Genomic DNA, 19,832 nt, shown 5'->3' with positions numbered 1-19,832 from the left:
CGCCGGACTACATGGGCGCGAGTCTCGAAAGGGGCTCGCGTCATGTCAGAAAAAAACCTGCAGCGATGCAGGTTTTTTTTCGTCCGCCTTTTCCTGACACGACACGCCTACTTGTTCATGTCGTCGCGCAGCTTCTGCGCCGCGGCCTTGTAGTCGTAGGTCGGATAGAACTCCGTGCGATATCCGCCCCACGCGGTACTCTCTATCGCGCGATTCACCTCGCGCAGCCGGTCGGCCGGCACGCGCAGCGTTACCACCTGGCCGATGCCCATCATCACGTACCACGACACCACTTCCACGCCCGGCGGCGGGAACTGCTTGAAGTAGCCCTGTTCCTTGAGTTGCTGATTGATCTGCGGAAGCGTCTTCGATTCATCGTGCTTGAGGAAGATCGTCAGCAGGAAAGTGCCGTCGCCGGCGGGTGTGGCGGCGGGTGGCGGCGCTGCGTTCTGCGCTTGCGCGGGAACGCAGAGGCCAAGCAGACCAGCCAGCAGCGCGGCTTCCAGTAAGCGGGTGAGTCGTCCTGCCGGCTTGTGCATCGCGTGAACCTCCGTCGCGTCGAACGCTTCAGACCTTGTGATGAATCCGCAAGCGCTCCATCAGATGCAGCGCATTGGGCTGGGCATGGCCTTCGGCCGTGTTGTCGAAGACGCACCAGACCTCGGCCGTCTTTTTGGCGCGGGTGTGCAGCGTGCGCGCCAGATCGTCGAGATAGGTGTAGTTGTAGGAACTCTTGTAGAGCTCCGGCGAACCGTGCAGCCGCACATAGACCAGTCCGCCATCCGCCCGGTGCCGGATTTCGCAGTCGTCGGGAATCGGGTCGGCGTCAACGTAGGCAATGTGATGCGCCTTCAGCAGCGCGGCCGCGTGTGTCGTGAACCAGCCGTGCTCGCGCGCTTCGCAGGCAATCGGCAGATCCGTGCGCGCACGCAGCGTCTTGAAGAAAGGCTCGGCGATGTCGTGATCGAAGGGCAGGCTGGGCGGCAGTTGCACGAGCCAGCAGCCCAGCCGGTCGCCCAGTTTGCCGGCGGCGTGCAGGAATTCGTCGAGCAGCGCTTCGCTGTCGACCAGTCGCGCTTCGTGCGTGATGGCCTTCGGCAGCTTGACCGAAAAGCGAAACGAGTCGGGGACGCTCTCCGCCCAGTGCGCGTAGGTTTCCGGCCGATGCGGCTTGTAGAAACTCGTGTTGATTTCGACGCACGTCAGCGTGTGCGCGTAGCGCTCGAGATGCGAGCCTTCGCCGGGGAAGCTGGCTGCGACAGCGCTCGACAGACCCCAGCCCGCGCAGCCGATGCGGATCGCGCCTTGTGGGCCGGGCTTGTGCAGATGGGGCAGTCGGTACGGCATGCGTTCGCGAAGCCTCCCTCTTGGGGTTCACTGCAAGCGGTTCACTGCAAGAACTCAGTGCCGCGCTTCTCCCGGCAGACCGGTGGAGTCGTCGGACAGCGAGGACGCGTCGCCTTCCTCGTCCGCGTCATTCGAGCGCGCCCAGAAAAAGCGGTCAGGCAAATAAGCGCCCATGCCCGGTCGAAACGCGGCGCGCGCCGCCTGGAACACATATTCCTGGGCCTCGCGCGCGGCTTCCGCAGGCTCCTGGCCGTTCGCCAGCAAGGCGGCGATGGCCGAACCCATGGTATCCGTCAGGCCGACGACGCGATGCACCGCCCGGTCCCATATGTCTTGACGCACTTGTCCCTCTTCGCTGTACAACGTGATCACGTGCCGGTGCGTACCCGCTTCCAGGGCCAGCACGTACTCGCAGCCCTGCGACAGCAGGTGTGAAATCGCCGTGTCCAGCGTGGGCGATTCCGCGTCGCTGTCCGGTTGCGCGAGCTGCAGCAGCGTGGCGTGATCGGCAATCAGCATGGTGGTCTGCGGCACGAGCAGATCGGCCAGCGACTCGCGCAACTCATCCGCGGCGAGGACGTGCTCGTCGTCGAGGGTGAAGTCGGGGGCGAGGATCAGCGGGACGTCATCGTAGTCGGAGACCACTTCGGCGATCGCCGACACGACTTCGGCCCGGGTCGCCGCGCCGATCTTGAACGCGGCTACCGGCATGTCCTCTAGCAACATGCGCGCCTGGGTTGCCACGGCATCGGGATCGAGGCCGGTCACTTCGTCGCAGGACGCGGAGTCGCGCACCGCGTAACCAGTCAGCACCGTGACGCCGTGACAGCCCATGCTCGCGAGCGTCAGCAGGTCGGCCTGCAGGCCGGAGCCGCCGGTGGGATCCGAGAGGCCGAAGGTGAGTACGATCGGTGGGGAGTCGCCGGTCATGGCAAAAGCGGACATTGTGGTATTGGATTGCTTGGATGGACATGGCGGCTCGGAGCGGGTCCGCCCGCGCGTGTTCAACTGTTCGCGCGAAGGAATGCCTGCTCGGACACGCTCCGATTATGCGGCCTAATGCCGTCCGACTGTTCTCTTTGCGCACTTTTTTCCGACGCGCTAGCCTTCGCATGGGAGCGGCACCGGAGCGACAAGATTACAACCCGCCTTGCGGGCGGGACGCTTGCTAGGCATCACTACAGCAACACGGTACCATCTTGTCCTAATTTCAACCGACCAATCGACCTGGCGTCAGTATGGAACAGAGCGAATCTCAACACGAACCGCGCAGCTGGATGTGCCTGATCTGTGGCTGGATCTATGACGAAGCAGCGGGCCTGCCCGAAGAGGGCATCCCGCCGGGAACCCGCTGGGAGGACGTCCCGATCAACTGGACCTGTCCCGAATGCGGAGCCCGCAAGGAAGACTTCGAGATGGTGCAGATCTGACTGACATGTTTTGACGCGCCGCATGACCTCCGTCATGCGGCGCGCGTTTTTTGGCGAGACGCCGGCCGAGGTGGAGCACATCGCCGCCGGGCGCAGGGCATGCGGACCTTCCCGATCAGGCGTTGCGCCTTGGCAGCACGTATGCAGCATGCACGCAGCATGTGCGCGCAACGGCCGGCCCTCCCGCGACGCCGGCTTCGCATCGACCGAAGACGCAGTGACGCAGTTCAACCGCGTGCGGCGGCCCATCGAGCCACACGCCCGCGCAACGGCTTGTGAGCGCCCGACATGACATCACGTCCCGATCTGCACGTTCCGTTCGAAGCCTTGCCCAATCCGCGCGGCGGATCGGTGCGGCTCGCCGAGATGGCCCTCACCGATGCCCAGCACGCCTTCCAGCGCCAGGGCGAAACCGGCGCGGCGCTGAAACGGGCGATCGCCGCGCTGCATTCGGCCGGCTGGCTGCCGGCGCAGCGCTTTGCGGAGGCACTGGCGCTGGTCGCGCCGCTGGGCGATGAATCCGACGCCAACCGTGCGCGCATCGCGGATGCGATCGCCATCTTCGGCGCCGCGGTGGAACGTCACAATTTGCGCGAGCTGGCCTGCTCGACAGCACTCTTCGATCACTATCGCGGGCTGCATGCGCTGCTGGCGGCGCACACGCGCGTGGCGCCCGTTTCGTACGACGACCTGGCGCTTGCCGGCCGCGCGATCGCCCCGGCAACGCTGCGCGGCTTCGCGCCCGAGCGGCTCGCGCGCGTGCGGGCGCATTACGAGGAAGCGCTGCTCAGGCTGCTGCGCGGACCGGCCGACGAATCCGCCGCTGCCTACGCTCGCCTGGATGCGTGCCTGGCCGATCTGCGCGGCCCGGATCCTTACGATTTCTGGCGGCTGGCGTCGTCGTGTGTCACGTCGTTGCGCGCGCGGGCCGCGCGTGCCGAACCTGACGACGGCGCCCGGCAGAATGCTCATGACGCCGATGCGAGACGTCTGTACGCGCGCTTCAACCTTGTGCTGGCCGATCAGGCGCACGCGCTGACCTACGCCCCGCGCTCGCTGGTGCGCGCGACCCTCGCACTGCTGTGGCGCGATTTCGCGCTGTACGGCGCGGCGCCGGAGGAGGCGGAGCACGTCGATGTGCTGCGCGACTACGGCCTGACGGTCGCGTGGCACGTGGCGTCTACGCCGGCGTCGGAGGCGGCGTGGGAAGAGGGCGCGGCGCAGGCCGGGGAACTTGCCCGCGACGCCGCCACGCGCGATCTCGGCGTGCTGCGCGTGAACGCGTTCGCCTACGAGGATTTTCTGCAGAGCGCGGAGACGGCCATCGAGGCGCTGGTCGAGCGGGGTGCGCAGGCGAGCGAAACCGGCACGGTGGATGAGGCGGCGGCGCTGTCGGCGGCGAATGCTTCGCATCGGCTGGGCGCGGCGGCGTGCGCGCTGGGGCTGGGCCATGTCGCGTTGCTCGCCGATACGCTCGGTCTCGCGTGGCGGCGCGTCGCGTATCACGGCGAGGCCCGCGGCGCAGCGCCTGCAGCAGCCGAAGGCGCGACCCGCGGTCTCGACGCCACCGTGCCCGAACGCGCCGCGCACATGCTGCGCTCGATGCTGCATCAGGCGGCGGCGGGGATTGCGCCGTCGGAAGGGCGTGGCTCGATCGTCGCGCTTACCGGGATGATCGAAAAACCGATGCCCGTTACGCGTTAATCGTCATCGCTGGACCGGGGCTCGTCTGGCCGCTTGCCCGGCCCGCGCACCACGTCATAGCGCGCGAGCGTGCGTTTGCGCGCTGCTTCGTGATCCACCACCGGTTGCGGATAGTCCGCGCCGAGCGCGATCTTCGCGGCCTTGAGCGCGTCCGGTTTCGCGCGCCACGGCGCGTGGATGTCGCGATCCGACAGCCCCGCGATCTCCGGCACGTAATGGCGGATGAACTTGCCCGCCGAGTCGAACTTCTGTGACTGCGTGACCGGATTGAAGATGCGGAAATACGGCTGCGCATCGCAGCCGCTCGACGCGGCCCACTGCCATCCGCCGTTGTTGTTCGACAGCTCGAAATCGTTCAGCAGCGCTTCGAAATAGGCTTCGCCACGCCGCCAGTCGATGCCGAGATCCTTGGTCAGGAAGCTCGCCACCACCATGCGCAGACGGTTGTGCATATAGCCCGATGTGTTGATCTGCCGCATGGCCGCATCGACGAGCGGATAGCCTGTCTGGCCGGCGCACCACGCGGCGAAGTCGGCTTCGGCGGCGTCGCCGGTTTCCCATTCGATCCGGTCGTACTCCGGCTTGAACGCACGATGATCCCCCGGCACGCCAACATGCGGGAAATGGTGCAGCACGGAGAAGTAGAACTCACGCCAGATCAGCTCGCCGAGCCAGGTCTCGGCGCCCTTGTCGCCGTGCCGCTGCGCATCGTGCGCGCTGCGGGCAAGCGCGCGAGCGGACACGGTGCCGTGCCGCAAATGCACGCTGAGATAGCTCGGACCCTTCTGCGCGGGAAAGTCGCGCGTGCGGCCGTAGTCGGTCATGCGCTCGCGGAAGTCGTCGAAGAGTTCATACGCGCCGCTCGTGCCGGCGGGAAACGCCGGACCGTTTGCCTCCGCGAAACCGAGTTGCGCGAGCGACGGCATCGCGTGCTTCACATCGGAAGGCGGCTTCGCCAGCGCCTGAAGATGGTCCTCCGACGCATACGGTTTCAGCGCATCAGGCGTGAGCGTCGCGAGCCATTTGCGCTTGTACGGCGTGAACACGGTGTAGGGCTTGTTCGCGCCGGTCAGCACGTCGTCGTGATCGAAGACGGCCTGATCCTTGAAGGTGAAGAACGCGATGTCGTCGCTGGCGAGCCGCTTCGCCACGGCTTCGTCGCGCGCTTTCGCGGACGGCTCGTAGTCGCGGTTGGCGAAGACCGCATTCACGCCGCATGCGCGCGCCAGCGCGGGAATCTCGTGCAGCGGCGCGCCATGGCGCACGATCAGCGCGCCGCCCGCATCGTGCAAGGTGCGATTGAGTTCGACGCAACTGGCATGAATGAACGGCACGCGGCGGTCCTGCCGGGCCAGCGGCGCGAGGATTTCGCGATCGAAAACGAACGCGCACAGCACCCGGCGGCAGCGTGTAAGCGCGTGATAGAGTGCAGCATTGTCTGCCGCGCGCAGGTCCCGCCGAAACCAGACCAATCCCACATCGAAGTCGGCCATCTCGCAGCGCCTTTGTTAAAATCCTGAATTATGTCCAAGACTTCCGATCGCATCAATTTGACGAATCAGTTCCTGATCGCCATGCCGAGCATGGCCGATCCGACGTTCTCAGAAACCGTGGTCTATCTTTGCGATCACACCGAGAAGGGCGCGCTGGGTCTCGTCATCAACCGGCCGACCGACATCGATCTGCAGTCCCTCTTCAACCGCATCGATCTCAAGCTCGAGATCGAGCCGCTGGTTCACTTGCCCGTGTACTTCGGCGGTCCCGTGCAGACCGAGCGCGGCTTCGTGCTGCACGAAGCCGGCGACGGCGAGCCGTATAGCTCATCCATGAGCGTGCCCGGCGGCCTGGCCATGACCACGTCGAAGGACGTGCTCGAAGCCGTCGCAAGCGGCACGGGTCCCGAACGTTTCCTGCTCACGTTGGGTCATGCAGGCTGGGGCGCGGGCCAGCTCGAGGAAGAAATCTCGAAGAACGGCTGGCTCACCGTGGAAGCCGATCCGCGCATCATCTTCGACGTCCCTGCCGAAGACCGTCTCGAAGCCGCGCTCTCGCTGCTCGGCGTGTCGCGCTCGATGTTGTCCGGCGAAGCAGGGCACGCATGAGCCGCGAAGCCACGCTGCTGGCATTCGACTACGGCGAAAAACGTATCGGTGTCGCCGTCGGCAATACGCTCACCCGTCAGGCACGCGCACTTCTCACGCTGGAAAACCGCAACTCGGACTATCGCTTCCTCGAAGTCGGCAAGCTGCTGGATGAATGGAAGCCGAACGCCGTGGTGGTCGGCATGCCGATGCATCCCGACGGCACGCCGCACAAGATGAGCGCGCTGGCCAAGCGCTTCGGCAATCAGGTGAACGGGCGTTTCAACGTGCCCGTGCAATGGGTGGACGAACGTTATTCCTCCGTCGATGCCAAAGCCGACCTGCGCGAACGCGGCGTGCGCACCAATGCGCGCGGCCGCTTCGACGAAATCGATGCCGAAGCCGCCCGCGTCATCCTTCAACAATATCTTGACGAACTAGCCGACGATCATGAGTTCCATTGACGCCGAAGCGCTGTATCGCGCGCTCGTCGAGCAGATTCGCAGCGCTTACGGTCCCTCGCTCGACGCACCCGACGGCGCCGTGCTCGCCGGCATCTACAGCGGCGGCGTGTGGCTGGCCGAACGGCTCGCGCAGGATCTGAAGGCGCCGCATTTCGGCGTGGTGAACGTGGCGCTGCATCGCGACGATTACGCGAAAAAGGGCCTGCACAGCCAGGCGCGCCCGACTGAACTGCCGTTCGACGTGAACGGCCGCCGCATCATCCTGATCGACGACGTGCTGTCCACCGGCCGCACCGTGCGCGCGGCGATCAACGAGTTGTACGACTACGGCCGGCCCGCGTCGATCGACCTCGCGGTGCTCGCGGATCGCGGCGGACGCGAGATGCCGATCGCGGCGCGCTTCACCGGCGGCATGGTCGACGTGCCGGCGGGCGACACCCTCGTGCTGGCGCGCAACGAATCCAACGCGTTCACTTTCACGACGGAACCGCGCGCGCAGTGACGCGCGGCTTCGAGCTTTCTCCAGAGAAACACCCGGGATCATCATGAATACGGCAACCCAGGGCGCGGACAGCGCGGCGAATCCCCAGGCCGAACCCTTCCGCTACGGCTTCCTCAAGGGCAATCCGCAGCTCACGAAGAACGGCGAACTCAAGCATCTGCTGACCATCGAGGGCTTGCCGCGTTCGATCGTCACGCACATCCTCGACACCGCCGAGCAGTTCGTGAGCGTGACCGACCGCGAAGTGAAGAAGGTGCCGCTGCTGCGCGGCAAGTCGGTGTTCAACCTGTTCTTCGAGAACTCCACACGCACGCGCACCACGTTCGAGATCGCGGCCAAGCGCTTGTCGGCGGACGTGCTGAACCTCAACATCAACGCGTCGTCGACGAGCAAGGGCGAATCGCTGCTCGACACGATCAACAATCTCTCGGCGATGCATGCCGACATGTTCGTCGTGCGTCACGCATCGAGCGGCGCGCCGTATCTGATCGCCGAGCATTGCGCGCCGCACGTGCACGTCATCAACGCAGGCGACGGCCGTCACGCGCACCCCACGCAGGGTCTGCTCGACATGTACACGATCCGCCACTACAAGCGCGACTTCACGAAGCTGCGCGTGGCGATCGTCGGCGACATCCTGCATTCGCGCGTCGCGCGTTCGGACATTCATGCGCTGACCACGCTCGGCGTGCCCGAAGTGCGCGCCATCGGTCCGCGCACGCTGTTGCCAGGCAACCTCGAGCAGATGGGCGTGCACGTCTATCACAATCTCGACGAAGGCCTGAAGGGCGTCGACGTCATCATCATGCTGCGCCTGCAGAACGAGCGCATGAGCGGCGCGTTGCTGCCGTCGGCGCAGGAGTACTTCAAGAGCTGGGGTCTCACGCCCGAGCGTCTCGCGCTCGCCGCGCCCGATGCCATCGTGATGCATCCGGGACCGATGAACCGCGGCGTCGAGATCGACTCGCAGGTGGCCGATGGCCCGCAGTCGGTGATCCTCAACCAGGTGACCTTCGGTATCGCCGTGCGCATGGCGGTCATGGGCATCGTGGCCGGCAACAGTGACTAAGAACGCGACATGAAGATCCAGATTCAAGGCGGCACGATCATCGATCCGGCCGCGGGCACCGAGACACGCCAGGACGTGTTCATTGCGGCGGGCAGGATCGTCGGCGTGGGCGCGGCGCCCGCCGACTTCACGGCGGCGAAGGTGATCGACGCCAATGGGCTGTACGTGGCGCCGGGCTTCGTCGATTTGTCGGCGCGGCTGCGCGAACCGGGCTTCGAACACAAGGCGACGCTCGAATCGGAAATGGCCGCGGCCATGGCGGGCGGCGTGACGAGTCTCGTGTGTCCGCCCGACACCGACCCGACGCTCGACGAACCCGGTCTCGTCGAGATGCTCAAGTTCCGCGCGCAGAAGCTGCATCAGGCGCATGTGTATCCGCTCGGCGCGCTGACGGTGGGACTGAAGGGCGAGACCATCACCGAGATGGTCGAGCTGACCGAAGCGGGCTGCATCGGCTTCTCGCAGGCCGATAACCCGATCGTCGATACGCGCACACTGCAACGCGCGCTGCAATACGCGACCACCTACGGCTATACCGTGTGGCTGCGTCCGCAGGATGCGTACATGTCGAAGGGCGGCGTCGCGGCGAGCGGCCCGGTGGCGTCGCGGCTCGGGCTGTCCGGCGTGCCGGTGTCGGCGGAGACCATCGCGCTGCACACGCTGTTCGAACTGATGCGCGTGACGGGCGCGCGCGTGCACCTGTCGCATCTGTCGTCGGCGGCGGGCATCGCGCTGGTGCGCGCGGCGAAGGCCGAAGGGCTCGCCGTCTCCGCCGACGTGACCATCAATCACGTGCATCTGGTGGACGTGGACATCGGCTATTTCGATTCGCAGTTCCGCCTCGATCCGCCGCTGCGCTCGCAGCGCGACCGCGAGGCGATTCGCGCGGGTCTGGTGGACGGCACCATCGACGCGATCTGTTCCGATCACACGCCGCTCGACGAAGACGAAAAGCTGTTGCCGTTTGCCGAAGCGACACCGGGCGCGACGGGCCTCGAACTGCTGCTGTCGCTGACGGTGAAGTGGGCGCGCGAGGCGGACGTGCCGCTGGCGAAGGCGCTTTCGCGCATCACGTCGGCGCCGGCGGATGCGCTGAAGCTGCCGGCGGGACGCATCGTGACGGGCGCGCTCGCCGATGTCTGCGTGTTCGATGCGAACGCCGACTGGCGCGTCGATCCGCGCAAGCTCAGGAGCCAGGGCCGCAATACGCCGTTCCTGGGCTACGAACTGCCGGCGCGCGTGCGTGCGACGGTGGTCGGGGGCCATCTCGCCTACGAGAGCCGCTGAACATGAGACTGACGCTGCGCAAACTGCGGCTGCTCGTCCACTTGCTGGTGGGCATGGGGATCGTCGCAACGCGGTTTCCGCGTGCTTCCGCGAGCGAGCGCAGCGCGATGAACCGCGTCTGGTCGATCGAGATGCTGCGGCTCGCGGGCATGAAGCTCGTCGTGCACAACGACGAAGCACGGCTCGATGCCGGCGTGCTGGTGGTCGGCAATCACGTGTCGTGGATCGATATCTACGTGATCAACGCGTGGCGTCCGACGCCGTTCGTGTCGAAGGCGGAGATCCGCAAGTGGCCGGTGGTCGGCTGGCTCGCGCAGCAACTGGACACGGTGTTCGTGCAGCGCGAGAAGCGCAGCGACGCGAAGCGCATCATGCACGAACTCGCGCAACGGCTGATGGCGGGCGAGACGATGTGCGTGTTTCCCGAAGGCACCACGAGCGATGGCCGCACGCTGCTGCCGTTCCATGCGAATTTGTTCCAGGCGGCCGTGTCGGCGTCGGTGCCGGTGCAGCCGATCTGCCTGAGGTACGAGGATGCGCAGGGCCGGCAATCGGTGGCGCCTGCGTATATCGGCGACATGTCGCTCAACGATTCGCTCGATGCGCTGTTGCGCGCGGGCGAGATCACCGCGCATCTCTACGTGTGCAATCCGCTTGCGCCGGGCGCGGACCGGCGGCTGCTCGCGAGCGAGGCGCAGGCTGCGGTGAGCGCGGCGCTCGATCAGATGCGCGGCGCGCCGGCTGTCGTCAGCGAGCCGCTGTTGGTCGAGCCGGTCGTCACTTCTTCATCGAACAACTCACCTGCGTGACGACGCGCTGCGCCGGATCGGCCGTGAGCCGCACCGCCGACAGCTTGTTGCCCCACACGCAGCCCGAGTCCAGGCACAGCACGTTGTCGCGGATCATCAGACCGAGCGCGGCCCAGTGGCCGAACACCACCGTCACGTCCTGCGTGCGGCGTCCGGGCACGTCGAACCACGGCAGATAGCCGGGCGGCGCGGCATCCGGGCCGCCGTTGTTGGCGAACTCCATCGCGCCTTCGGGCGTGCAGAAGCGGATGCGCGTCAGCGCGTTGTAGATCACGCGCAGGCGGTCGAGGCCCGTGAGCGTGTCATCCCAGCGATGCGGCTCATTCCCGTACAGGCCCGCCAGCGTCTCCTTCCAGTCCGGTGCGCGCAAGGCGGTTTCGAGTTCATGCGCGAGCGTCATGGTCAGCGCGGCGTCCCATTGCGGCAGCACGCCCGCGTGCACCATCAGCATGCCGTGCTCGAAGTGCGCGACGGGTTTGTGCCGCACCCATTCGATGAGGTCGGGCGCATCGGGGGCGGCGAGGATCTCGTCGAGCGTGTCGCCTTTCTTTGGCTTGCGCAGACCCGCCGCGACCGACAGCAGGTTCAGGTCGTGATTGCCGAGCACGACCGTGGCGCGCGAGCCGAGCGCGATCACTTCGCGCAAGGTCTGCAAGGACTGCGGCCCGCGATTGATCAGGTCGCCCGCGAACCAGAGCGGCACGTCGTCGGCGACGGCCGCCTTTTTGAGCAGGCGCTCGAAGGGCTCGCAGCAGCCTTGCAGGTCGCCGAAGACGAGAGGAGCGAGAGCGGTGTCGAGGCTGGAGGTCAGGGCGTCGGTCATTGAAGAAGAAGCGGGGAAAGGTGGTTCAGCTCATTATGAAACAGCCGGTGAAGACTGTCCGCGCAGCACTGGCTAGTCCAGCACCCCCGCCGCATCAAACCGCGCCGCCCAGCTGTTCTCCACGCGATAAGCCTCGATCTCCGCCGCGCCCGCCTGACTGCGCAACGCGGCTTCCACGGCGCCGCCGAGCTGTTCCGGCGCATCCACCAGAAAGGTCGCGGGCTCGCCGCCGCGCAGCTTCATCTCACCGAACGCCGTCGAGATGACGGGCAGCCCCATCGCCCGATACTCGTAGTACTTGATCGGATCGACACCGTCCGTCAGCTGGTTGCGGATGAACGGAATCAGCCCGATGTCGAACGCGCGCATCGCTTCGAGCGCTTCCGCATGCGCGACCGGCGGCAGCATCTGCACGTTGCCCGGCAGCGCGCCCGGCGGCGCGGAGAACACCGGACCGATCAGCCGGATGGTGTCGGCAGGACGCTGGCGCGCGAGCGCGGTAAGCCACGCCCAGTCGAACCACGGCCCCATCGTGCCGAGATAGCCGATGACCTTCGGCTGGCCGTCGCCGAGCCGCGCGAGCTTCTCCAGGTCGGCGGCGGGCAGGATCGCCGGGTCCAGGCCGTTGTAGACGAGCCGCGCGTCGGGACGAAGCGTCTGCCAGCGGGCGCGCAACGCCGTCGATGACACCAGCAGCCGGTCCACGTCCGTGGCGATGCGCGCCTCGACCCGCGCCAGCGCCGTGCGCGAGATGCCGGTATAGAAGGCCGGAAAATCGTCCATGCTGTCATAGGCCGAACGCGCCGCACGTGCATGACGCAGCAGGTCGAAGGCCAGCGCACTCGGCTTGCCGATGACCAGCAGCGTCTCGCCCTCGGCGCAGAAGCGCGCCACGCGGCCCGCCAGCGACCGCCAGCCCATGCGATTGAGCAGCGTGCCGCCGGGCATCGGTTCGAGCGGCAGCGCGCGCACGCCCTCGACGGTGACCCAGTCAGGACGAGCCACGCTCGCGCCCGAAGCGCCGCTCGAAGGCCGCCGCAGGTCGCGCAAGGCGGGCAGGCGCGTCGCGTAGGGATCGATCCACAAGACACGGCCGCCGGTCGCGGCATGGAACCATTCGACAAACTTGTGCGGGCGCTGCGCGAAGCTGGCCCACGGCAGCGGCGAGAGATAGACGAGTTGCCGCATCAGTGAAGGCTGCTTGCGTGACGAGGCGTGGCGGACGGCATGCGCGGGTTCCTCACCACGTGTAGTCGACATAGAACTGCGGATAGTCGCGCCACTTTTCCTTGAAGTACTGCGCATTGCGCAGGAACAGCGCGGTGTACTTGTCGCTGCCCGAATTGGCCTGCGTGGTCTGGTGCGGCTGATGCCGGATGCCCGAGAGATCGCGGAACGTCACCTTCATGTCGAGCGCCTTGATCTGGAAGCAGAGATCGGTGTCCTCGAAGCAGGTGGGATCGTAGAAGGTATCGAAGCCGTGTGTCGCGTCGAAGGTGCGGCGGCGCATGAAGAAGCCGCTCGTGCCAAGGAAGCCGATGTCGGCGCGATAGCCGTCGCGGATCGCCACGGCGTTCATCGCGCGGTTCGGGCAGTAGTCCGCGATCATCCCGCCCAGGTCGGTGCGGGTCTTGTCGAACCAGCCGGCGTTCCAGCCGATCACGCCCACGCTCGCATCGGTTTCCAGCACGCGCAGCGCCTCGGCGAAGCCCGACGAGCCCGCGAACCACTGGTCGCTGTCGAAGAAGGCGATGTACCGGCCAGTGCTGTGCTCGACGCCGAGATTGCGGCCCGACGAGCAGCCATTCTCCGGATTGCGCACGAGCTTCACTTGCGGGAACTGCTGCTCGACGATCTCCGCGCCGCCATCGACGCTCGCGTTGTCCACCACGACGACATCCGCGAGATACGGCGAACAATGCGCGAGCAGGGTTTCGAGCGCCCGCGCGATGATCTTCGCGTTGTTGTGGATCAGGATCACGACGCTCACGTCATGGCGCGGTACAGGCGGGCACAGATGTTCGAGGCGGCCGAGCCAGCTGTTCCTCGCGACGAAGGCGTCGTCGGGGCGCGCGGACGGCTCCGCCCGGCCAAGCTCGGCGCAGCGCGCGACGAACGACGCTTCGTCCTCGCAGACATGGAGGTCCGCCGACGGCGTGATGCCGAAATCGAGCGAGGTCACGACCGGCTTGCGCAGATGCAGGCCGGCATAGAGGCCCGCGGTCGCGTCGCCGTCGACGAGCGCGTTGCGCAGCAGCGGGAAGAACAGGAAATGGGCATGCGCGACATAGGCCGGCAGCGCTGCGAGCGGCTCGGCGGCGCGCACGACGACGTTCGCCGGCATGCCCGGCGCGGCCGCACCGGTGCCGATGAAGCAGAAGGTGAGTTCCGGCGCCTGTTCCGCGCTGCGCCGCACGAGCGACCAGTCGATCGCTTCGAGACCGTTCACGCAGAAGCACAGCGCCACGCGGCCGTTCTTCGGCACGAAGCCGGCGGGCGCGTCGTAGGTCTTGTACGGATCGAACACGGTGTGCAGCGCGGCGCCCGGCAGCACTTCCACGGCGTCGCGCTGCTGCCGCACGGCGTCCGCGAGCGCGGGCGTCGCGACGGTGCAGCGGTCGGCCTGCGCGAGCAGCGTCGACAGCATCGCGCGATGCGGCTCGGCGGCGTGGGTCCAGTCGTAGGCGACATCGAACACGGTCTCGACGCCGCGATGCTTCGCGAACAGGAAGAACGGGCTCACGCGCGCGTCCGGCACGCCGATCACGAGGCGCGCGGCTTCGGACACGCGCTCGAACACGTATTCGAGCGTGACGGCGTCGATCGAATGGTGAATCAGGCCGGGGATCTGCAAGGCGTCCGAACGCGGCGCAACGGACGCCTTGTCCTGCGGCGACACGTACAGATAGATCACGCGATGGCCCGCATGCAGCGCCGCCAGCGCCAGCTGCGCATGACGGTGCGTCCCGCCAGCCCAGTCGTAGCGATGCTGCGAGACGATCACCAGCTCGGAACGCTGCAACTGCGCCGATGCCTGGAACCACAGGTCCGGATCCGTTGGCGAGAGCCCATGGCGGGAGGCGTCGAGAATCTCCCGGACCTGCCCGTTCTGCAGCGCCTGGCGCGAGCGAGTGTGACGTTTCGCCGCTGACGCGAGCGCGCGCAGGCCGCCGTTGCGCAGGATGTAGAGCGCGCGTTCCGTATAGGTGCGCGGAGCGGAAAAAAACTTGCGGACAAGCATGTTCGGACCCAGTGATGATGAGGGGACGCTTACGGTCGCGGTCCCGGCCGGCTCGACGTTCGAGGCGTCCGGTGCGGCAGTCGCGGCAGGCGTCATGCCCAGTGTTGGTTCGTGTCGGGTTTGATTCTCGCGAATCTCGCGATTCTCGTGATTGCGGTGATTCTCGAGACTTTTGCGCATCTGGGCGAGTTCGGCTTGCGCGGCGGCCAGCTCGTCCTGCGCGAACGTGAGCGACTCGTAGAGTGCTTCGTTTTTCTGCCGGCTTGCTTCGAGTTCGCGTCGCAGCGTGGCGAGGCCGGCGTCCGCCTCTTGCGCCTCTTCCGCGTTCTGCACGCCGGGAGCCGCGCCCGCGCGTTGCAACGCGTTGAACATCTCGCTCAGCTCCTGCACGCGCTTCTCGTGCTCGGCGGACTGCGCGAGCGCCGCCTGTTCCGCCGCCTTCGCCGAGGCGGCCTGCGCTTCGCTCATCGCGAGCTGGCCGTCGCGAAAGCGCAGGAGTTCGAGGGCTTTCTCGCGCATGCGCTGAGCCGCATTCTTCTGCCAGATGGTCTGTTCGAGCCACGTGCTCAACCAGTCGAAGTCGCGGTTCTGCCAGCTGTCCTTCGGACGGGCCGCCTCGCGTGCGCGCGTCATCGCGGCGTCGAGCATGGCGTCATGCACGCCCGACGACGCCGCCAGTTCCGTCAGCCGCTCCGGTGCGATCGTCCACGCCGGTGCGTCGCCGCCGGTCAGGCGATGCAGCGCGTGGCTGAAACGCGCATTGTTGTCAGTGAGTTGCAAGCGCAGGTCGGCGGGCATGCCGGCCATGTCGTGCGCCAGCGTCATCTTGCGGTCGTATTCGAGCGCGGCCGTCGGGATCTCCGAGGCGATCGTCATGATGCTCGCGTGCAGGCGCATCGAGAACGCGGCGTCGCACTGGCGCAGCAGCGTCAGTGCTTCGTCCGGCGTGAGCCGGTCCACGACGATGCCGGGAATGGCGTCGCCCAGCTGGCTCTGCATCGTTTCGAGGAACGCGCGGTCCGAGGTCTGCTCGCGCGCGCTCTCCGACCACTGGAAGCCCACCCACACCACCGACCATTCTGGCGTCAATGTTTCGCGCAAGGCCGTGAGCAGCTTCTCCTCCCAGTCGTGCGAGAACTCCCACAGCCGCGCGATGATCGCGAGCTTCTTGCGTCCGGCAAGCGCCTCGATGCCCGGCGCTTCGAATGCGGCCGGCTCGCGGCTCGCGGCGTCCGCCACATAGCCCCAGCCGGGATCGGCGCCGATCGCGATCTCGCGCGTCACGCCGAGCGAGCGCAGCAGCGCGAGCGAATCGGCATCGCGCAGCGTCACGTCGTCGGCGTGCTCGAAGACGTCCTTCACCACCTCTTGCGCCTGCGGCTGGTTGAGCGGTCCGACGCCGTGTCCCCAGATCGCCGTGCGCACGCCGAACTGGCGAGCCATGTAGAAGACGCGCGCGTAGGCCGCGATGTCGTTCTGCGTCGGGTCGTATAGCGCCTCGAGGTGGAACGGATGATGATCCTGGAAGATCCCGCCGCCGCCGAACACCAGCAGGTCGGCGCCGGCAAGCGCGCGGCCGACTTCGCCGAGATTGAAGTAGTCCACCGCCTCGATGCCGAACGCCTCGCGCGTGTAGGCGGGGTTGTTGCTCAGCGCGACGAGCTCGCCGCCGCGCGCCTGCACCTGCGCGGCGAGCGCGGCGAGCAGCAGTTCATCGCCGATATTGGGCGCGCCGTAATAGCCGACGGCGACCACCCTGATCCGGTCCGACATCACGCGATCCTCCGTGCTCATTGCGAAAAGTCGAAAGCGGGGCAAGGCGCGAGCCAGCCCGAGCCGCCGTCGGCCTGCGGCAGCACGTCGATGTGCCCGGCATAGGGCAGCCGCGCATGACGCTTGTATTCGCCCGACTCGACATCGCCGACGCCGATCGCAACCACATAGCGGTTGCCCGAGAAGTTGGCGCGCAGCGACCACGTGAAGTGATACGTGCCCGGCTCGAGCGCGTCCATCGCAATGTTCATGTGCTGTGTCGTGGTGCTCCACAGCACGATGTCGTCCACGCTCTTCAGCTGCACGCCGAAGCACGGCCGGAGATTCGGCTGCGACACCCGGATCGACACGGTGACGCGGAACGGATCGTCGAACGAGAAAGTGGTGCGTTCGCGGCCGTCTTCGTTGGTGATCTTCACGTCGAGGATCGAGGTCTTGTCGGACTCCACCTTCTTCGTTTCCGCGCCGCTCTCCGACGCCGCGCGCTCGCCTTCGGGCACGTCGATGTCGATCGCCCGGCCGCCTTCCTCATCGACGAGATCGTTCGCATAGAGCTTCACGACGTCGCGGCACGGACCGTCCTTGATCAAGTGGCCGCGCTTCAGGTAGATGGCGCGGTCGCAGTACTCGACCAGCGTGTTGGTGGAGTGCGTGACCAGCAGGATGGTGACGCCCGCCTTCTGCATGTCGCGGATGCGCGTGAGGCACTTGGTCTGGAACGCGGTGTCGCCGACAGCCAGCGCCTCGTCGACGACCAGCAGGTCCGGCGAGACGTGGATTGCCACGGCGAACGCGAGCCGCACGTACATGCCGGACGAATAGGTCTTGACCGGCTGGTCGATGAACTCGCCGATATCGGCAAAGGCTTCGATCTCGTGGAAGCGCGCCGCGATTTCCTCGCCCGACACGCCCATGATGCGCGCCGACAGCAGCACGTTCTCGCGCCCGCTGAATTCCGGATTGAAGCCCGCGCCCAGTTCGAGCAGCGCGGAGATGCGGCCGTTGACGTCGATCTCGCCGCTGGTGGGCGAAAGCGTGCCCGCGATGATCTGCAGCAGCGTGGACTTGCCCGAACCATTGCGTCCGATGATGCCGATGGTCTCGCCACGCTTCACCGAAAACGAGACGTTGTGCAATGCCCAGAAGTTGCGGCCGTACTCGCGCGGGGCGCGGCCCGGCATGCGGATGCGCGAGGCCAGCGACTGGCGCAGGCGGTCGGCGGGCTTGTCGTAGATCCGGAACAGCTTGGAGATGCGCTCGACATTCACGAGCACGTGATCCGCGTTATCCGGCGAGGGGTTCGCGACAGGTGGCATGGACATTCCGATGAACGGCGGGGTCGGCTCAAGTGTGCTGATGAAGGTCTCCGATACGGGGCCGGCCGTGCGGCCGGCCGGCGCGTGCTATGCGGCGTTGATGCCCAGCAGCTTGTTGTAAAGGCGGCGTTTGATGTCGACGCAGGCGTCGAGGTCGTAGCGCGTGCGCAGCAGCTCCTGAGCGTTGCGGGCCATGGCGGCGCGTTGCGCCGGATCCTGCGCGAGGCGGATCATGGCGTCGGCAAAATCGGCGGCGGTGTCGGCGATGACGAGATCGCGGCCGTCCACCGCGCCGAGCCCTTCGCAGCCCTTGGAGGTGCTGAGAATGGGAATGCCGTTGCTCATCGACTCCAGAATCTTCACGCGCACGCCGCTGCCCGACAGGAGCGGCACGAACAGCAGATGCGCTTCGTCAAGAATCGGCTCGATGGACGGCACGAAGCCATGCACGAAGATGTGCTTGCCGTCGTGCAGCGCCTTCAGGTCGTCGGGCGGATTCGCGCCGAGGAATTGCAGCCGGATGTTGTTTTCGGCGAGGCGGTCCTTCACGAGCGGCAGGATCTCGCGCACGAACCACGACACGCCTTCCGCGTTCGGATACCACCAGAAGCCGCCCATCCACAGCAGGTTCACGGCATCCTTCGGCTTCTTGTCGTAGTCGGACGGCTTCACCGGGAAGCACAGCGGAATGTAGTGCTTCTCGACCGGCGCGGTCACGCGCTCCATGTCCTCGCGCGAGATGAAGGTCATCGCGTCGAAATTCCAGGCGTTGTCGATCTCGACCTTCCGCGCGTTGCGGCGGCTGATCTCCGCCACTTTCGACACCGCGAGCTTCTGCCAGCCGCCGAGTCCGCCCGGAATCCAGAACGGGAACAGGTCCGACTCGATGTTGTGGCTCACCAGCACGGCCGGCAACTCGCGCGCGAACTTGCGGAAGAACGCGAGGTGCGTGGTGTGCACTTCGAGCATGTCGATGTGCTGCTCGCGAATGATGTGGCGCGCATTGCGCACGGCGGCGCGGCTGAAGTAGCTCGCGTCCATGAACGGCAGGCCGTGCAGCGAATGCACCAGCGAGTGCAGCGCGCGGCCGGCGGTGGTCTTGTCGGACGGCATCGGCGCGCGCGGCTCGACGTGCACCGACTTGAAGTGCCGCTCGTACAGCTCGCGATGCTGCGCCACTTTCTTCTGCTCTTCCTCGCCGCCGATGGTGAACAGATGGAAGTCGTAGTCGTCGACGAGCGGCGCGAGCGTGTTCATCGTATAGATCGCGCCACCGGCGTTGGCCGGCAGCGGCGGCGCCAGGGTGAAGACGAGAACGTTCTTTTTACGCGTGGCCATGAGATTCGTCGAAAACGTCGGTGTCAAAGAAAGGTGAAAAATCGGTCAGGTAGGCGATCTCGCGATTGCGCTCGCCAATCTGTTTTGCGGGCACGCCGCCGACCACCGTGTACGGCGCGACGTCCTTCGTCACGACCGCACCGGCCGCGACCACCGCGCCTTCGCCGATGGTCACGCCCGGCAGCAGGGTGGCACGGGCGCCGAGCCACGCGTGATCGTGAATCTCGACCACGCCGCCGATGGACGCAAAGCCCGGATGATTGTGGTCGTGATGCAGCGAGAGAATGCAGCACTGGAACGAGATGTTGACGTTGTTGCCGATGGTCACGCCAGTGCGGCCGTCGAGATAGATCTCGCGGTTGAGCACGCAGTTGTTCCCGATCGTCACGTTGCAGCGCGAGTGATAGCCCGTGAAGAACTGCCGCATGCTGACGTGCGTGCGCTGGCCGATACGGATGCCCAGCACGCGCCGGTAGTACGCGTTGCGCAGGCGCTCGAACGGCACGCGCGCAATCACGTTGTTGCCGACGTAGTATTTCAGCGCCGCGAGGAAGTAATAGGTCGAGGAGCGCAGGAGCCTCGCCTTGATGCGATGTTTCAGGCTCGGGCGCGCGCTGGCTTGGCTCATGGGTCGTGATGGAGTGAGTG

The 19,832-nt window shown here is 66.4% G+C and carries 18 protein-coding genes; 8 read left to right on the top strand and 10 right to left on the bottom strand.

Translation table 11 applies throughout. The annotated features are described in order from the left end of the window. Nucleotides 1-107 precede the first annotated feature (107 nt). From QCE62_RS12210 to QCE62_RS12200, 3 genes are read right to left on the bottom strand one after another with little or no spacing between them, the layout of a single operon-like run. A complete protein-coding gene (locus QCE62_RS12210) occupies nucleotides 108-539 on the bottom strand; it encodes a hypothetical protein (protein WP_309918166.1) in 432 nt (143 codons plus the stop codon). 28 nt (nucleotides 540-567) lie between these two features. After that, entirely contained in the window at nucleotides 568-1,347 is a 780-nt protein-coding gene (locus tag QCE62_RS12205; RefSeq protein WP_309918163.1) for a DUF72 domain-containing protein, read from the bottom strand. Between the two features lie 54 nt (nucleotides 1,348-1,401). Further along, nucleotides 1,402-2,277 (bottom strand): hydroxymethylpyrimidine/phosphomethylpyrimidine kinase, encoded by an 876-nt coding sequence (locus tag QCE62_RS12200; protein WP_309919822.1) that lies wholly within the window; start codon nucleotides 2,275-2,277, stop codon nucleotides 1,402-1,404. A 308-nt stretch (nucleotides 2,278-2,585) separates the two neighbouring features. Here QCE62_RS12200 and QCE62_RS12195 point away from each other — a divergent pair, with 308 nt between their 5' ends. Both QCE62_RS12195 and QCE62_RS12190 read left to right on the top strand, forming a co-directional pair. Continuing rightward, nucleotides 2,586-2,777: a rubredoxin gene (locus tag QCE62_RS12195; RefSeq protein ID WP_309809560.1), complete on the top strand. Its 192-nt coding sequence runs from the start codon at nucleotides 2,586-2,588 to the stop codon at nucleotides 2,775-2,777. A gap of 288 nt (nucleotides 2,778-3,065) precedes the next feature. Then, nucleotides 3,066-4,481 (top strand): hypothetical protein, encoded by a 1,416-nt coding sequence (locus QCE62_RS12190; protein WP_309918160.1) that lies wholly within the window; start codon nucleotides 3,066-3,068, stop codon nucleotides 4,479-4,481. On the opposite strand, the gene QCE62_RS12185 is transcribed toward QCE62_RS12190, so the two are convergent. Then, complete coding sequence (locus QCE62_RS12185; protein ID WP_309918157.1) at nucleotides 4,478-5,974, bottom strand: deoxyribodipyrimidine photo-lyase; 1,497 nt, start codon at nucleotides 5,972-5,974, stop codon at nucleotides 4,478-4,480. The two genes, QCE62_RS12190 and QCE62_RS12185, sit on opposite strands and share 4 nt — an antisense overlap. Before the next feature lie 30 nt (nucleotides 5,975-6,004). On the opposite strand from QCE62_RS12185, the gene QCE62_RS12180 reads away from it, so the two are divergent. The 6 genes from QCE62_RS12180 to QCE62_RS12155 are packed head-to-tail and all read left to right on the top strand — an operon-like array spanning nucleotide 6,005 to nucleotide 10,693. After that, complete coding sequence (locus QCE62_RS12180) at nucleotides 6,005-6,583, top strand: YqgE/AlgH family protein (protein WP_309918154.1); 579 nt, start codon at nucleotides 6,005-6,007, stop codon at nucleotides 6,581-6,583. Further along, complete coding sequence (gene ruvX / locus QCE62_RS12175) at nucleotides 6,580-7,026, top strand: Holliday junction resolvase RuvX (RefSeq protein ID WP_309918151.1); 447 nt, start codon at nucleotides 6,580-6,582, stop codon at nucleotides 7,024-7,026. The genes QCE62_RS12180 and ruvX overlap by 4 nt, the downstream gene beginning before the upstream one ends. Beyond that, nucleotides 7,013-7,528: a bifunctional pyr operon transcriptional regulator/uracil phosphoribosyltransferase PyrR gene (pyrR, locus tag QCE62_RS12170; protein WP_309809551.1), complete on the top strand. Its 516-nt coding sequence runs from the start codon at nucleotides 7,013-7,015 to the stop codon at nucleotides 7,526-7,528. The genes ruvX and pyrR overlap by 14 nt, the downstream gene beginning before the upstream one ends. A 43-nt stretch (nucleotides 7,529-7,571) precedes the next feature. Continuing rightward, nucleotides 7,572-8,597 carry an aspartate carbamoyltransferase catalytic subunit gene (locus QCE62_RS12165; RefSeq protein ID WP_309918148.1) on the top strand — a complete coding sequence of 342 codons (1,026 nt, stop codon included), beginning with the start codon at nucleotides 7,572-7,574 and terminating at the stop codon, nucleotides 8,595-8,597. Between the two features lie 9 nt (nucleotides 8,598-8,606). After that, complete coding sequence (locus tag QCE62_RS12160) at nucleotides 8,607-9,884, top strand: dihydroorotase (RefSeq protein WP_309918146.1); 1,278 nt, start codon at nucleotides 8,607-8,609, stop codon at nucleotides 9,882-9,884. A 2-nt stretch (nucleotides 9,885-9,886) separates the two neighbouring features. Continuing rightward, entirely contained in the window at nucleotides 9,887-10,693 is an 807-nt protein-coding gene (locus QCE62_RS12155; protein ID WP_309918143.1) for a lysophospholipid acyltransferase family protein, read from the top strand. Here QCE62_RS12155 and QCE62_RS12150 read toward each other — a convergent pair. The 6 genes from QCE62_RS12150 to QCE62_RS12125 all read right to left on the bottom strand — a co-directional run bounded on the left by QCE62_RS12150 (nucleotide 10,662) and on the right by QCE62_RS12125 (nucleotide 19,812). Next, nucleotides 10,662-11,516, bottom strand: a complete 855-nt coding sequence (locus QCE62_RS12150) for a symmetrical bis(5'-nucleosyl)-tetraphosphatase (protein WP_309918140.1) — start codon at nucleotides 11,514-11,516, stop codon at nucleotides 10,662-10,664. The two genes, QCE62_RS12155 and QCE62_RS12150, sit on opposite strands and share 32 nt — an antisense overlap. Nucleotides 11,517-11,588: 72 nt before the next feature. Next, nucleotides 11,589-12,704, bottom strand: coding sequence for a glycosyl transferase (locus QCE62_RS12145; protein ID WP_309918137.1), 1,116 nt, complete (start codon nucleotides 12,702-12,704; stop codon nucleotides 11,589-11,591). 52 nt (nucleotides 12,705-12,756) lie between these two features. Beyond that, nucleotides 12,757-16,551, bottom strand: a complete 3,795-nt coding sequence (locus QCE62_RS12140) for a polysaccharide pyruvyl transferase family protein (RefSeq protein WP_309918134.1) — start codon at nucleotides 16,549-16,551, stop codon at nucleotides 12,757-12,759. Beyond that, nucleotides 16,548-17,846 (bottom strand): ABC transporter ATP-binding protein, encoded by a 1,299-nt coding sequence (locus QCE62_RS12135; RefSeq protein WP_309918132.1) that lies wholly within the window; start codon nucleotides 17,844-17,846, stop codon nucleotides 16,548-16,550. Before QCE62_RS12135 ends, QCE62_RS12140 begins: the two co-directional genes overlap by 4 nt. A gap of 87 nt (nucleotides 17,847-17,933) precedes the next feature. Next, nucleotides 17,934-19,184 (bottom strand): glycosyltransferase family 4 protein, encoded by a 1,251-nt coding sequence (locus tag QCE62_RS12130; protein ID WP_309918130.1) that lies wholly within the window; start codon nucleotides 19,182-19,184, stop codon nucleotides 17,934-17,936. Then, complete coding sequence (locus tag QCE62_RS12125; protein WP_309809533.1) at nucleotides 19,171-19,812, bottom strand: acyltransferase; 642 nt, start codon at nucleotides 19,810-19,812, stop codon at nucleotides 19,171-19,173. The genes QCE62_RS12130 and QCE62_RS12125 overlap by 14 nt, the downstream gene beginning before the upstream one ends. Nucleotides 19,813-19,832: the final 20 nt, after the last annotated feature.

Origin of the sequence: Caballeronia sp. LZ033 (assembly GCF_031451265.1) — a bacterium.
In the GTDB taxonomy this organism is placed as follows: domain Bacteria; phylum Pseudomonadota; class Gammaproteobacteria; order Burkholderiales; family Burkholderiaceae; genus Caballeronia.
The sequence above is the reverse complement of the archived record's forward strand: the minus strand, read 5'-3'. Positions and strand labels throughout refer to the sequence as shown.

What these genes read in the sequence shown, in the direction of transcription:
- QCE62_RS12210 (WP_309918166.1), bottom strand. Translation starts at nt 539, where the DNA reads ATGCACAAGCCGGCAGGACGACTCACCCGCTTACTGGAAGCCGCGCTG.
- QCE62_RS12150 (WP_309918140.1), bottom strand. Translation starts at nt 11,516, where the DNA reads ATGACCGACGCCCTGACCTCCAGCCTCGACACCGCTCTCGCTCCTCTC.
- QCE62_RS12125 (WP_309809533.1), bottom strand. Translation starts at nt 19,812, where the DNA reads ATGAGCCAAGCCAGCGCGCGCCCGAGCCTGAAACATCGCATCAAGGCG.
- QCE62_RS12140 (WP_309918134.1), bottom strand. Translation starts at nt 16,551, where the DNA reads ATGAGCACGGAGGATCGCGTGATGTCGGACCGGATCAGGGTGGTCGCC.
- QCE62_RS12180 (WP_309918154.1), top strand. Translation starts at nt 6,005, where the DNA reads ATGTCCAAGACTTCCGATCGCATCAATTTGACGAATCAGTTCCTGATC.
- QCE62_RS12145 (WP_309918137.1), bottom strand. Translation starts at nt 12,704, where the DNA reads ATGCGGCAACTCGTCTATCTCTCGCCGCTGCCGTGGGCCAGCTTCGCG.
- QCE62_RS12130 (WP_309918130.1), bottom strand. Translation starts at nt 19,184, where the DNA reads ATGGCCACGCGTAAAAAGAACGTTCTCGTCTTCACCCTGGCGCCGCCG.
- QCE62_RS12205 (WP_309918163.1), bottom strand. Translation starts at nt 1,347, where the DNA reads ATGCCGTACCGACTGCCCCATCTGCACAAGCCCGGCCCACAAGGCGCG.
- QCE62_RS12165 (WP_309918148.1), top strand. Translation starts at nt 7,572, where the DNA reads ATGAATACGGCAACCCAGGGCGCGGACAGCGCGGCGAATCCCCAGGCC.
- ruvX (WP_309918151.1), top strand. Translation starts at nt 6,580, where the DNA reads ATGAGCCGCGAAGCCACGCTGCTGGCATTCGACTACGGCGAAAAACGT.
- pyrR (WP_309809551.1), top strand. Translation starts at nt 7,013, where the DNA reads ATGAGTTCCATTGACGCCGAAGCGCTGTATCGCGCGCTCGTCGAGCAG.
- QCE62_RS12160 (WP_309918146.1), top strand. Translation starts at nt 8,607, where the DNA reads ATGAAGATCCAGATTCAAGGCGGCACGATCATCGATCCGGCCGCGGGC.
- QCE62_RS12185 (WP_309918157.1), bottom strand. Translation starts at nt 5,974, where the DNA reads ATGGCCGACTTCGATGTGGGATTGGTCTGGTTTCGGCGGGACCTGCGC.
- QCE62_RS12190 (WP_309918160.1), top strand. Translation starts at nt 3,066, where the DNA reads ATGACATCACGTCCCGATCTGCACGTTCCGTTCGAAGCCTTGCCCAAT.
- QCE62_RS12200 (WP_309919822.1), bottom strand. Translation starts at nt 2,277, where the DNA reads ATGACCGGCGACTCCCCACCGATCGTACTCACCTTCGGCCTCTCGGAT.
- QCE62_RS12155 (WP_309918143.1), top strand. Translation starts at nt 9,887, where the DNA reads ATGAGACTGACGCTGCGCAAACTGCGGCTGCTCGTCCACTTGCTGGTG.
- QCE62_RS12195 (WP_309809560.1), top strand. Translation starts at nt 2,586, where the DNA reads ATGGAACAGAGCGAATCTCAACACGAACCGCGCAGCTGGATGTGCCTG.
- QCE62_RS12135 (WP_309918132.1), bottom strand. Translation starts at nt 17,846, where the DNA reads ATGCCACCTGTCGCGAACCCCTCGCCGGATAACGCGGATCACGTGCTC.